At 60.8% G+C, this 12502-nt stretch carries 11 protein-coding genes; 2 read left to right on the top strand and 9 right to left on the bottom strand.

The window, feature by feature from the left end:
• Positions 1-2: 2 nt before the first annotated feature.
• The 8 genes from WBR25_RS05630 to WBR25_RS05595 form a co-directional block, all read right to left on the bottom strand.
• On the bottom strand, positions 3-2879 hold the full coding sequence (locus WBR25_RS05630) for a formate dehydrogenase subunit alpha (RefSeq protein WP_042082515.1): 2877 nt from the start codon (positions 2877-2879) through the stop codon (positions 3-5).
• A 23-nt stretch (positions 2880-2902) separates the two neighbouring features.
• Positions 2903-3106, bottom strand: coding sequence for a transcriptional initiation protein Tat (locus tag WBR25_RS05625; protein ID WP_005347650.1), 204 nt, complete (start codon positions 3104-3106; stop codon positions 2903-2905).
• Positions 3107-3206: 100 nt separating this feature from the next.
• Positions 3207-3824 carry a TorD/DmsD family molecular chaperone gene (locus tag WBR25_RS05620; RefSeq protein ID WP_479749540.1) on the bottom strand — a complete coding sequence of 206 codons (618 nt, stop codon included), beginning with the start codon at positions 3822-3824 and terminating at the stop codon, positions 3207-3209.
• Between the two features lie 10 nt (positions 3825-3834).
• Entirely contained in the window at positions 3835-5580 is a 1746-nt protein-coding gene (locus WBR25_RS05615) for a 4Fe-4S dicluster domain-containing protein (protein WP_479749539.1), read from the bottom strand.
• Between the two features lie 103 nt (positions 5581-5683).
• Positions 5684-6268 carry a DUF3306 domain-containing protein gene (locus WBR25_RS05610; protein ID WP_479749538.1) on the bottom strand — a complete coding sequence of 195 codons (585 nt, stop codon included), beginning with the start codon at positions 6266-6268 and terminating at the stop codon, positions 5684-5686.
• Positions 6261-6839 (bottom strand): DUF3305 domain-containing protein, encoded by a 579-nt coding sequence (locus tag WBR25_RS05605; RefSeq protein ID WP_479749537.1) that lies wholly within the window; start codon positions 6837-6839, stop codon positions 6261-6263. The genes WBR25_RS05610 and WBR25_RS05605 overlap by 8 nt, the downstream gene beginning before the upstream one ends.
• 355 nt (positions 6840-7194) lie before the next feature.
• Positions 7195-7848, bottom strand: coding sequence for a transglycosylase domain-containing protein (locus WBR25_RS05600; RefSeq protein WP_421325270.1), 654 nt, complete (start codon positions 7846-7848; stop codon positions 7195-7197).
• Positions 7827-8318, bottom strand: a complete 492-nt coding sequence (locus tag WBR25_RS05595) for a hypothetical protein (RefSeq protein WP_335837291.1) — start codon at positions 8316-8318, stop codon at positions 7827-7829. Before WBR25_RS05595 ends, WBR25_RS05600 begins: the two co-directional genes overlap by 22 nt.
• A gap of 241 nt (positions 8319-8559) precedes the next feature.
• On the opposite strand from WBR25_RS05595, the gene WBR25_RS05590 reads away from it, so the two are divergent.
• Together WBR25_RS05590 and WBR25_RS05585 are read left to right on the top strand one after the other, a co-directional pair.
• The gene (locus tag WBR25_RS05590) at positions 8560-9417 is read left to right on the top strand and encodes a formate dehydrogenase accessory sulfurtransferase FdhD (protein WP_479749536.1); all 858 of its coding nucleotides are present in this window, start codon (positions 8560-8562) and stop codon (positions 9415-9417) included.
• 15 nt (positions 9418-9432) lie between these two features.
• Positions 9433-10299 carry a helix-turn-helix transcriptional regulator gene (locus WBR25_RS05585; RefSeq protein WP_013723539.1) on the top strand — a complete coding sequence of 289 codons (867 nt, stop codon included), beginning with the start codon at positions 9433-9435 and terminating at the stop codon, positions 10297-10299.
• An 80-nt stretch (positions 10300-10379) separates the two neighbouring features.
• Here WBR25_RS05585 and WBR25_RS05580 read toward each other — a convergent pair whose 3' ends face one another.
• Positions 10380-12482 carry a sensor histidine kinase gene (locus tag WBR25_RS05580; protein ID WP_479749535.1) on the bottom strand — a complete coding sequence of 701 codons (2103 nt, stop codon included), beginning with the start codon at positions 12480-12482 and terminating at the stop codon, positions 10380-10382.
• Positions 12483-12502: the final 20 nt, after the last annotated feature.

The raw sequence follows: 12502 nt of genomic DNA, 5'->3' as shown, positions 1-12502 counted from the left end.
GATCAGGCTCCTACTTTGCGAAAACGGCACAGGGTGACCTTGGTCTCCTGCATCTGGGTGACCGGGTCATAACCATAGGTGGTGACTATGTTGACCGACTCCCCCAGCACATAGGGGTCAGACCCTTCCGGATATTTGGATCGCAGATCCTTGCCCTCGAAGTGGCCGCCGAAGTGGAACGGCATAAAGGCGAGCCCCGGTTTGACCCGCGGGGTCACCAGTGCCTTCACCTTGACCCGGCCCCCTTCCGGCCCCTCGACCCACACATCCTGACCGTCGCGCACGCCGACGTCGTTGGCATCCGCCGGGTTCATCTCGACGAACATCTCCTGCTGCAATTCAGCCAGCCAGGGGTTGGAGCGGGTCTCGTCGCCGCCCCCCTCATACTCCACCAGACGGCCCGAGGTGAGGATGATGGGGAACTCCTTGCTGACATCCTTCTCCTGCACCGAGGCGTACTGGGTCGGCAGGCGCCACAGGCTCTTCGAATCAGGCCAGGTGGCGTAGTCGGCCAGCAAGTCGCGGCGCGGGGTGTAGAGCGGCTCGCGGTGCTTGGGCACCTGATCCGGGAAAGTCCACACCACGCAGCGCGCCTTGGCGTTGCCGTAGGGCACGAAGCCGTGCTTGATGGCCACCCGCTGGATACCGCCGGAGAGATCGGTCTTCCAGTTCTTGCCCTCGGCCTCTTTCTTCTCGGCCTCGGTCAGCTCATCCCACCAGCCAAGCTGTTTCATCAGGTCGGCAGTGATCTCGGGATAACCGTCTTCCACCTCGCTCCCTTTCGGCCAGGAGTCTTCAGCGAGCAGCGAGACGCCCTGATACTCGATGCCGAAACGGGCGCGGAAACCGCCACCCCCCTCCGAGACCGGAATGCTGGTGTCGTAGAGGATATGGCTGCCGGGATGCTTCATCTCTGGGGTGCCCCAGCAGGGCCACGGCAGACCGTACACTTCGCCACTGACCGGGCCGCCCTCGGCCTTGAGGTTGGTCTTGTGGAAGGTGTGCCAGTTCTGCTGGTGCGCCTTGAGCCGCTCCGGGCTCTGGCCGGTGTAGCCCACGCTCCACATGCCGCGGTTATATTCGCGGGTGATGTCTTCCAAGAGCGGCTGGTTGTTCTCCACCTTGATGTGCTTGAACAGCTGATCGGCAAAGCCGAGCTTCTTGCTCAGCAGATACATGATCTCGTGGTCGACCTTGGATTCGAACAGGGGCTCGATCACCTTGTCGCGCCACTGCATGGAGCGGTTGGTGGCAGTGACGGAACCATAGGTCTCGAACTGGGTGGTGGCCGGCAGCAGGTAGACGCCGTCGGTGCGATCGTTCATCACAGAGGCGACGGTGGGATACGGGTCGACAATCACCATCATGTCGAGCTTTTGCATCGCCTTCTTCATCTCGGGGCCGCGAGTCTGGGAGTTGACCGCATGGCCCCAGTAGAACATGGCGCGGATGTTGGAGCCCTGCTCGATGAGATCTGCGTTCTCCAACACACCATCCACCCAGCGGGAGACCGGAATGCCATTGTTGTTCATCGGCAGCTTGCCGTTGTAGGCCTTGTTGTCAAAACGCGCCTTGATCCACTCGTAATCCACATCCCACACCCGGGCCCAGTGCTTCCAGGAGCCCTCTTCCAGCCCGTAGTAACCGGGCAGGGAATCGGAGGTGACGCCAAAGTCAGTGGCGCCCTGCACGTTGTCGTGACCGCGGAAGATGTTGGTGCCCGCTCCGCTCTTGCCCACGTTGCCGAGGGCCAGTTCGAGGATGCAGTAGGCACGGGTATTGTTGTTGCCTGTGGTGTGCTGGGTACCGCCCATGCACCAGACCACGCAGCCGGGGCGGTTGTCGGCCAGCAGCTTGGCGGCGCCATAGACCTGCTGTTCATTGAGGCCGGTCACCCGCTCCACTTCGGCCGGAGTCCAGCGCGCCACCTCTTTTTGCACCTCATCCATGCCGTAGACGCGGGTGCGGATGAACTCCTTGTCTTCCCAGCCGTTCTTGAAGATGTGCCAGAGCATGCCCCAGATAAAGGCGACGTCGGTGCCCGGACGCAGGGAAAGGTACATGTCCGCCTTGGCGGCGGTGCGGGTGCGGCGCGGGTCGACCACCAGGATCTTGCAGCCGTTGCGCTCTTTCGCCAGCAGGATGTGCTGCATGGCGACCGGGTGGGCCTCCGCCGGGTTGGAGCCGATAAACATGATCGACTTGCTGTTGTGCATGTCGTTCAGGCTGTTGGTCATGGCGCCGTAGCCCCAGGTGTTGGCTACGCCAGCGACCGTGGTGGAGTGGCAGATCCGCGCCTGGTGATCCACGTTGTTGGTGCCCCACAGGGACGCCATCTTGCGAAACAGGTAGGCCTGCTCGTTGGAGTGCTTGGCGGAGCCGAGCCAGTAGACGCTGTCGGGGCCGGACTCCTTGCGCAGGCGCAGCACTTCGTTGCCCACTTCTTCGATGGCCTGATCCCAGCTGATGCGCTGCCACTTGCCGCCCACCAGCTTCATCGGGTACTTGAGGCGACGCTCACCGTGGCCGTGCTCGCGCAAGGCCGCCCCCTTGGCGCAGTGACCGCCAAGGTTGAAGGGGTGATCAAAGGCCGGCTCCTGACCGGTCCAGACGCCGTTTTGCACCTCGGCATAGACGCCGCAGCCCACCGAGCAGTGGGAACAGATAGTGCGCTTCACCTCGACCGGCACCTCGGCCGCCACGGTTTTGGCCTCGGCCCGCTGCATCATGGCGGGGGCCAGCCAACCTGCGGCCACGGCGCCACCGGCCACCAGACCGGAGTTGACCATAAAGGCGCGGCGGGTCAGCCCCTGGCCGCGAATGGCCTCATTGCCCTGCTCACCCGCCTGGGGCTGCTCGGCACGTTTTGTCAGTTTCATGAGTTCTCCTTCACTGATCCGGCTCAGTCGGTGCCGCGCAGGGTGCGATAAAAGTCGTGAACATGGGGGGTCTCCCGATAGCCCTGATCAGGCTTGGTATCGTGGGTCAGCGCCTCTTTGCTCACCACCCGACCGGCAGCACCGGCCAGCACGCCTATGGTGGCGACCACGCCAACTCCCTTGATCAGATTGCGGCGGGACGGGTCTTTCAGCTGTTCATCGCTCATTCTTGTGACCTCTGTTTTTGTAATGTCCGGCGCCTGCGCGCCAGCTTCGCGTCCAATGGGATATCTCGTCTGCTCGTTTGTTGTGGGTGGATAAGGGCATTCAGCCCGTCACCACGCAGGCGCCAAACGGCAGGCGCAATTCGTTTTCCAGCTTGAAGAAATCTTCGGCAAGAGCCCCGACCGCCCGGTAGAAGCTGCCCCCCTTCGCCTGTTGCTGATCGCGGCAGCAGGCGAGTACCCAAGGGGCAAGGTGGCGCTCATAGAAGCGGTTGCGATCCGGGTGCTGCTCGCCAATCAGTACCGCCATCACCTCACAGAGGGCGGCGAGATGATCTTCCGGCTCGCACACTCCGCTCTGGCGCTCGAAACCGAGCGACTGGAGATCTGCACGCAGCACCGCCAGCGGCAGCTCCATCAGAGAGCCGGTGAGATACCAGGAGGCAAACGGCACGATTTCTCCGCGCCCCAGCCCGATAAAGAGATCCTGATACTCCTCGGCGAGCTCGTTTTCGTGGTGGCTGCTGGCAGCCAGCTGCACCAGCCCCACCCCTCTAGCAAAGGGGCCCGGCATAGCCTGCAACCCTTGCAGCCAGGCGAGCTGTTCACCACGGGGGGCGGCGCGCCAGAGACTTGCCAGCAGGGCGTAGAGATCGGCGCTGCTCTGTTCCAGTTCGGTCATGGTCAGTTCGCCAGCCTTTTCGTTATGTTGTTCACTCATCACTGGCCCCTCACACCTTGAGCTGGGAGACGGGATCCGCCGCCAGCGCTGCAAACACGTCCTTGACCCGGCACTCCTCGCACATCAGCAGCCGCTGGGCGGCCTCGTTCTGGAAGTGGGAGTGACCGGCCAGTTTTTGCTGGATGCGGCGGATCATCGAGGCGGGCGCGAACGGCTTGGCGCAGCGAATGCAGCAGGCAGCCTCTTCGGCTTTCAGGCTCTGCACGGCACGGCGCGCTTCGGGCACGGGTTGCAGACGGGGCACCAGCACGATGGCCTGCTCGGGGCACGCCTTTTCGCACATACCGCACTGGATGCAATCCTGCTCGATAAAGTTGAGGCCGGGCGCATGCCCTACCGCATGCAGGGCACGGCTCGGGCAGACCGCCACGCAGCCCATGCAGAGGGTGCAGTCAGACTCTTTGAGTTCAACACTGCCGTAAGGGGCGCCGTGGGGCACCGCCAGCGGCTCGCGGCTCCCCTCGTTGGCCTGCCAGAGGACATCGAAGGCGGCAAACAGGTTTTCCCGTTTGTCCCCCTTCAGCGGCTTGTCCAGCAGGGCAAGGGCCGGCTCACAGGAGAGCGGCTTATCTTGTTCGGCATCAACGTTAAACAGGGCGATGCGATCGGCAGCAAGGCCGGCGCTCGCCAGCAGCACGGCGGCGCTCGCCAGCTCCCGCTCAACCAGCGCACGGACGCTCTCGGGGGCATCGTCACCGAGCGCAATGCTCACCGCGCTGGCGCCATAGGCAAGGGCGGCGAACCAGCTCTCGATGCCTAAACTCGCACTCTCCTCCACCCAGACCGGCAGCCAGTTGGCGGGCAGGCGGGTGAGTTCGGCCTCCACCCATTCGAGCTCGCTTTCGCCGGCGATCAACAGCTGGGGGGCTTCGCCGCCCGCCTCCCGATAATGCTTGAGCAATCGGAACAGGTAGTCGCCGCTGGTGTTGGCATCGGGCTGATGATAGGCAATCGCCCCGGTCGGACAGGCCGAGGCACAGCTGCCGAAGCCCTGACAGAGATGGGGATCGATCTGGATGCGACCATTGATGGGCGTGAGGGCATCGGTCGGACAGACATCGAGACAGCGGCTGCAACCGGGCACGCCGCGGGCAGTAAAGGCGCAGGCCTCGGGGTCGAGGCGAAAATAGCGCGGCTTGTCGAAGATACCGGTCAGCGCACAAAGCTCGGCAAGCTGTTCGGCCAGCCCTTGGTCATCAAAGAGATGCAGATAACCGACCGGCGGGCGCTCCAGCGCAAAGAGCGGGGCGCGGCCCAGATCGGCCACCAGATCGAAGCGCGGTTCGCCATTTGCAGCGGCCTGCTGAGTAAAACAGAGCGCCGCCAGATTAACCCGCTCACCCTGACCATTGAGGCCGGTGAGCTGAAACTGGCCAAGATACCCTGTCAGGCTCGGCTCGCGCAGGGTCAGGGCAGCGAGGGATGCGGTGGCATCAAAAATGGTTTCGAGATCGGCCGCCTCGGCATCATGGACCGCTTCGGTCACCAGCAGGGTGGGCTTCACCCCGGCAGGCAGCAGGCTGGCGGCGCGGCGAATGCGATCCTCCGGGCCGACCAGCAGCAGACGCCCCTGACTCTGGTAAGAGACAGTGGCCGGGATCAGATTGTCGGTCTTGACCGTATGCTGCAGGGCATAGGCGCGAGCGCGCGCATTATGCTCGGCCGCCCCCGCCCCATGGGCAAGATTGGAGGCCAGATTTGGGCTCAGATTTGGCAATGTTTGTTCAGTGCTCACATACACTCCTGCGCGCGCCACCTCATGGGATGGGCGCTTGTTGGTAAGCCGAGAGAGCAAGAGGCGAGCCAACTCCCCCGGAAAAAAAGTGACTGACAGGGAGTCAGGATCCTGAGGGTTCCATTTCCCCACCTTTGGTTGGGACATTTTGTCCACCAGAGGAAACCAAAATGTCCCGATCATCGGTGGGGGTTTGAGAATGGTTATCAGCCAGCTCGGGCGGCTCGGCGGCAGGTTCGCTGGCAAGCGCAACCGGTTCAGCGGATCCGGTTGGCGGATTGGCCGATTCGCTGTCAGAGGCGGTCACCTGATCCACCAGCCAGTTGCGCAGCCCGGCGGTCAGGGCTGCGGGCAGCAATTCGGGCTGGCTGAAATCCTGGGTGTAGTCGTCGAGTCCATCCGGCTTGTGGCTGCGAAACATGGCCCGCAGCGTCTCCTTGTCGGGGAGTTTGGCCTTGCCCGGCTGGGCTGTTGTTAGCGGCGGTTCGCCACTCTCGGCCCCCTCAAAGGCAAGGGAGTCACAGCTCCCCTTGTCAGTGCTGACTAAGGTGCTATCCAGCGGGGTATCTGGATTTTCAGCTTCGCCACTGCCTTCGATGGGGGCGACAACTGCCTCGGGGGTGGCCTTTTCCCTCGGCTGCAATGCCTGATGCTTGCGAGACGACCAGCGCTTGAGGAACTCACTCATGGGCGCTGTTTCCGGCCTTGTTTACGGCACTGGTTCCGGCGTCGCTGCCACGCTCACGACCATCGGGGCCGGTGGCTTTGACGGCGCCGCAGCTGGCTTGATCTACCGTATCGACACCGAGTTGATCCTGCGCCCGACCCTTGCCCTTCTTGCCCTTGCGGCGGGCCTCCAGCAGCTCGCCGTGGCGGCCGATAAAGGCCTCCACCCAGGCTTGCAGCGCTTCGGGCAGCGGGCAGGAGAGCACCTGCCGCTCGCCATCCATATAGGCAGCGGCCACGGTCTGGCTCAGGGTGAGGCCATCGGCCACAAAGCCACTGTCCACGCGGCTTCCGGTGACAAACAGGCGGGGCGAGCCGGAGCTCAGATTGAAGCGATAATCCCCCCGCTCATCGCGAAACAGGGTCAGGGGCAAGGCACCGGCAGCCTCGGGCTCGGCGGGGTGGAGCGCCGCAATCTCGAAACGGCGGCTCTGCCAGCGGCCAACCTGGCTGTCGATGGCCTTTAACTCCAGTTGCAGCCAGCGCTGCGGGGAGAGGGGTTTGGTTGTCTCTTGCACTGTCACGGCTCCCATCAGAAGGTCTCTGCCGGGCCGCCCTCCCCCTTTAACCACCCCGTTCGGGGCGGATCACAGCAGGAGATTCATGGCGGCCACGGCCATCAATGGGATAAGACATAGCAAGAGTGGGGCCAAAGCCGGTCTAGTGGTTGATGGGGGCTTTGATGTGGGTTGGGGCGTCGTGCGGGATATGGGTTGGCGCGGGCGTAGGTTGGTGCAGAGCGCAGCGAAGCCCAACATGCGGCGTAAAACCAATCCGCCAGAGTCTAATCAAGAGGGATGGTAATAACCGAATAACACTGAATTATCCGATTATTGCTTTTGAAATATTCCACGGTAAACGTTGGGCTTCACTTCGTTCAGCACCAACCTACGATTTAGCCAAATGTACAAAATTTGACCGTCGCATCTTCGATAGTTTGACTATATGATTTTTCCTGCGTTGATACTTTTTATACCACATGACACTATATTTAGATGGTTCGGGGTATTTTAATCGTATGGCCAGCTCAATTGATAATTTTGAACTATCTCGAAAGACATCTAACTCAAGAGCTTTGGCCAATTCAAAAACCCCAGAAATCTTAGTCCCTAGATATGCGATTTGAATATATGCAGATATGGTTTGTTCTTTATTAAACTTTCTAGCAACGGATATGGCTAATAGTTGTTCGATGAACTTTCTTTTCAACGTAGGCTCATAATGACCAATAATAGTTCTAACTAATTGCTGTTCAATTGTGCTCCCGCCCTGCTTTATACCTTTAAAAACATATTGAGCAATAATTCTAAAAAAAGATATCTGATCGATACCGTAGTGATAATCTCCTCGATGGTCTTCTGCTATCTGTAGGTAATACTTATAATCTGGTGGAAACTCATAATAAAGCTCGCCAATTGAGTTGACTACTTTACGCTGTAACTCACGAAAATATGGGCTAGCCGCGTACACAAAATAGTAAGCTAAAACATAGGGTAAAGATAATATTATATATATGTACCTCAAATTTTCTCCCGACTCCAAGTTGTATATCCATCTTGATCCGCAACCATTGTAGAAAAAACACCTTCTAGCGTATTTGTTTTATTGTGAACTTTAAGTTCATACGAATAAGTAGACTCCCTGCCAAAACCCTCTTCTACAACATGCAATACAATCCTGTCTTTTGATAGATAGTTTTTTTGGATATATCCATCAACAACACCACGACATCTATTTTTACCAACAAACTCTCTCTCTCCATTCACGGAATCTTCATAAACTTTTTCTGTAGTTCCTGAAACTCTGTTTCCCTCACACCAAAGAATTGCCGTATAACCTAGCGTCATCCCTTTATATGGATTATAAACACTGTTTGCTGTAATATTTTTCAAATGCCACATGCCATTGATATTTGGGAGGGGTGATATTTTCTCCCTAATCAAAAAGAACAGAAATGTTAAAATACAACCACCAATAACTGTTGCTGATACATTAGCCCACAGGCTGTCCATTCTCTCTACCTCTTACATGGTTGCTTATCAACCAAAACATTATTGTGGATGAGCTTAATTTGAGCCCAAGTCTAACTATATGAGCGTTCAAAGAAAAGCCGGTATTTTTATTTATTGCTCAAAATGAAGTCAAACTAGTTCAGAAAATGATTGCTTAGCACACATGCAGCCTTTCATTAATCTGGAACAAAACTTGCTGTGTTCCTCCCCTTAGATCCCAGCAACCGGTCGCGAGGGGCCCATGACACCGACCTTTATCAAAAGCAATGCTGCCGCCCAGCTCACCATGGCCGTCGAGGTGATGGATGAGCAGGGCACGCTGCAAACCCGCCAAATCGCCTGTGAGCGGCCACTGACGGTCTACCTCAACTGGAAGGAGATAGTAACCCTGATGACGCTGGGGGCCCGCCCCGAGGCGCTGGTGCTGGGTTATCTGAAAAATCAGGGCTTTATCGAGGACATTGCAGCCATCGAGTCAGTGATCGTCGACTGGGAGAGCGAGGCCGCCGCCGTGGTGAGCAGTCAGCAGGCCGAAGATCTCGACCAAGCACTGGAGAAGAAGACGGTCACCTCCGGCTGCGGTCAGGGCACCATGTATGGCAGCGTGATGAAGAAGCTCGAAGGGGTGGTTTTGGCGGCGCCCACGCTTAAACAGAGCACCCTCTACGCCCTGCTCAAGGCGCTGTCGGCCCATAACGAAACCTACAAGATGGCCGGTGCTGTCCATGGCTGCGCCATCTGTCGCGGCAGCGAAATCCTCTCCTTTGTCGAGGATGTGGGACGCCACAATGCGGTGGATACCCTGGCGGGCGAGCTATGGATGCGCGGCGAGAGTGGCCACGACAAGATCTTCTACACCACGGGGCGGCTCACCTCGGAGATGGTGATCAAGGTGGCGCAGATGGGCATTCCGGTGCTGCTGTCGCGCTCCGGCGTCACCCAGATGGGGCTGGATCTCGCCCGCCAGCTCGGCATCACCATGATTGCCCGCGCCAAGGGGCGCCATTTCGAGGTATTCAGCGGCCACGACCATATGGTGCTGGACGAGAAGCCACCGGTGCTGGCGCCCGGTTCGGCTGGTCGCGGGATGCGAGATTAACTCATGAACGAGTTTATGAACGTGAAGCAGGTGGCGGAATACCTCGATCTCAACGAGAAGAAGGTCTACCAGCTCGCCAACGAGGCGCGCATCCCCGCCACCAAGGCGACCGGCAAGTGGCTGTTTCCCCGCTCCCTGCTCGACCGCTGGCTGCTCGGCAGCTGCCACGAGGGGGTGATGAACGACCGGCTGCTGCTGGCGGGCTCCGACGATGTGCTGCTGCACTACGCCAGCAGCCGCTTGGCACAGCAGCTCGGCACCCAGGCACTGGTAGGCTACACCCCGTGCGGCACCCGTCAGGGGCTGGCGATGCTGGCGCGCGGCCATGTGGATCTGTGCGCCATCCACTGGGGGCAGGCCGAAGAGGCCCACCTGCGCCATCCGGCGCTGGTGCAGCAGTATCAGGGCCACCGGCAATGGGTGATCGTTCATGGATTTCGCCGGGTGCAGGGACTGGTGCTGCGCCAGGGGCTACAACCAAAGGAGGCGAAAGAGGCGCTCGACTGGCGCTGGGCCATGCGCCAAGAGGGGGCTGGCAGCCAGCGTGCCCTGCAGGAGTGGCTGCAAACCCAGGGGGAGTCGCTGACCCGACTGGAGCGCACCCTCGAGGTCAACAGCGAGCGGGAGCTGGCCGCCGCCATCAGCCGCGGCGATGCGGATGTCGGGCCCGGCGCCCAGAGCACAGCCACCGAGTTTGGCCTCGGCTTTATGCCCTTGTCGCAGGAGTGCTTCGATCTGGTGATGCCGCAAGGGGTCTTCTTTCGCACCCTGCTGCAACAGCTGATCGGCTGGCTGCAATCCCCCGAGGGGCGCGAGCTGGCGGCCCGCCTCGGCGGCTATGACCTGACCCAAAGCGGCAAGCTGGTGTGGAGCCCGCAGTAAATAACCACTCACCCACCGACAAAACAGCCCATCAACCATGTTGACGGGCTGTTTTTATCACGGGCCTTTTTATAACAGCATCAATCGCTTGTCTCACGCCCCTCGGCATTGAGGGCGATGCGCCACCCTTCCAGTTTCGCAGGCTCGCCGCCGCTTGGCAGCAGGGCGTGGCTGCGCAGCCGTACGGTAAAGCAGCTCCCCTGCCCCGGGGTGGAGTCCACCAGCAGCTCGCCGCCCCAGCGGCTGATGATGCGGTGGCTCAGGGCCAGCCCCAGACCGGTGCCGGTGGCGCGGGTGGTGAAAAAGGGATCGAAGATCTTGTCGATAATGGCCGCCTCGATGCCGCTACCGTTGTCGATCACCCGCACCTCGGCCCCGCGCAGCTGACCCAGTTCATCGACCCAGTCGCGGCTCTCGACCCGGATCTCCCCCTGCTCCCCCAGCGCGTGGCTGGCGTTGACCAGGAGGTTTATCAGCACCTGTAGCAGCTGTTGACGATCCGCCTCGATGGGCTGCTGGGCCCTGAGATCGGCCACCAGCTCCACCTGCTGCTGACGCAGGGCAGAGCGCACCAGGGTCAGGCTCTCCTCAATGATGGGGTTAAGGTGCTGCCACACAGGCGCTGTCTCGTAGTCGCCGGGGCGAGAGTATTGCAGCAGGCTGCGGGTGATGGCACGAATGCGCTCGATCTGGGCCAGCACCAGCGCCAGCTCCTCGCTGACCGGCTCGGCCGCCTCCCCCAGCTCCAGTTTCATCAACTCCACATTGCCGAGGATCACCGCCAGCGGGTTGTTGATCTCGTGGGCCACCCCGGCCGAGAGCTCGCCAAGGGCCGCCAGCTTCTCGCTGATGAGCAGCTGCTGGCGCGCCTCGGTCAGCATATGGATATGATCTTCCAGCTCCGCAGTCTTGAGCTCGAGGCTTTGGGTGCGCTCGGCCACCTTCTGCTCCAGCTCATCGGCGCTGCGGGCCATCTGCTGCTGATGCGCTTCTTGCCTGTCCAGCATGGCGTCAAACTGGCGACCGAGCTGGGCCAGCTCGTGGTCGGGATCGAGCGCCAGCGGGCCGATTCGAGCGGACTCCCCGGCCTGCACCTGCCGCACCACCTTGTGCATCCGCTCGATGGGGGAGAAGAGATCCCGCGCGCCGCGATAGACCAGCAGGCCGGAGAGCAGCAACAGCAGCACTACGCCGGAGCCCAGCTCCACCAGATTGGTGAGGTAGGTGCGGATGATGGGCCACTCGAGAAAGCCCACATAGAGCATGCCGAGCCGCTCGCCCCTGGCTCCCAGCAGCGGCTCGTAGCCAGAGACATACCAGGCGTCGTGAACGAAGGCGCGGTCAACCCACATCTCCCCCCGCCCCAACACCTGCTCGCGCACCGGCGGCGAGACCCGGGTACCCACCGCCCGCCCCACCTGACGGCTGCTGCTGACCGGTACGTTGGTGCTCACCCGCAGATCGTCGAGAAACAGGGTGACAGTGCCGACGCTGCCATCCGGCAGGGTGTTTTTGGCAAACACCTGACCCTTGAGCTCATCCACCAGCCGGGTGCTGCCGTTGACAAGCTCGCCCCCCTCCAGCACGGCCCAAAGGGAGCCGTCGCGGCCCATCACAGGGGTCAGTGACAGACTGATCAGCCCCCTGTCCTCCACCACCCTGGTGCCATCCCGTTGCCACAACACAGCCCGCTTGGCCAGTTGCGGGGAGAGGGCGAGCATCTCCTGCTGCGACCAGACCACAAAGTGACTGACGCTGCGTCCGGCCGTGAGGGCGGCACGCTCCTGCGCCGTCAGCTGATCCAGCTCGGGGCCACGGCGCAAGCGCAGAAAATCGAGACCATAGTTGGCCGCCAGCGGCATCACCCAGTCATGGAGCTGATCCGGCGATTCCCGCAGCCGAAGCTGAAAGGCCCAGGCATCGCGCAGATGCTCCAGATGCTCGGTCTGGCGCTGCTGCTGCACCGTGATGGCGTGATGGGCCACCCCAAGATCGCTGCGCACCGTGGTGAGCAGGTTCTGCCAGCTGTAGGTGAGAGTCCAGTAGAGGGTGAGCGCGATCATGCCCACCAGGGTGAGCATGATGGGCACCGAAGTAAGCAGCAGCAGGCGCCAGCGCACCTTGGTGCGGACGCAACGGGGCAACAGGGCGCGCATGCAGCGGGAGAGCAGGGTCAGTTTCATCGCCACCCCATCCAGTCAGC

Source organism: Aeromonas sp. MTB (assembly GCF_056632455.1).
Note: the sequence above shows the minus strand (reverse complement) of the source record. Positions and strands in the feature narration are given on the sequence as shown.

Coding starts and splice junctions, on each gene's coding strand:
- WBR25_RS05625 (WP_005347650.1), bottom strand. CDS start 3,106: ATGAGCGATGAACAGCTGAAAGACCCGTCCCGCCGCAATCTGATCAAG.
- WBR25_RS05580 (WP_479749535.1), bottom strand. CDS start 12,482: ATGAAACTGACCCTGCTCTCCCGCTGCATGCGCGCCCTGTTGCCCCGT.
- WBR25_RS05610 (WP_479749538.1), bottom strand. CDS start 6,268: ATGAGTGAGTTCCTCAAGCGCTGGTCGTCTCGCAAGCATCAGGCATTG.
- WBR25_RS05620 (WP_479749540.1), bottom strand. CDS start 3,824: ATGAGTGAACAACATAACGAAAAGGCTGGCGAACTGACCATGACCGAA.
- WBR25_RS05590 (WP_479749536.1), top strand. CDS start 8,560: ATGACACCGACCTTTATCAAAAGCAATGCTGCCGCCCAGCTCACCATG.
- WBR25_RS05630 (WP_042082515.1), bottom strand. CDS start 2,879: ATGAAACTGACAAAACGTGCCGAGCAGCCCCAGGCGGGTGAGCAGGGC.
- WBR25_RS05605 (WP_479749537.1), bottom strand. CDS start 6,839: ATGGGAGCCGTGACAGTGCAAGAGACAACCAAACCCCTCTCCCCGCAG.
- WBR25_RS05595 (WP_335837291.1), bottom strand. CDS start 8,318: ATGGACAGCCTGTGGGCTAATGTATCAGCAACAGTTATTGGTGGTTGT.
- WBR25_RS05585 (WP_013723539.1), top strand. CDS start 9,433: ATGAACGTGAAGCAGGTGGCGGAATACCTCGATCTCAACGAGAAGAAG.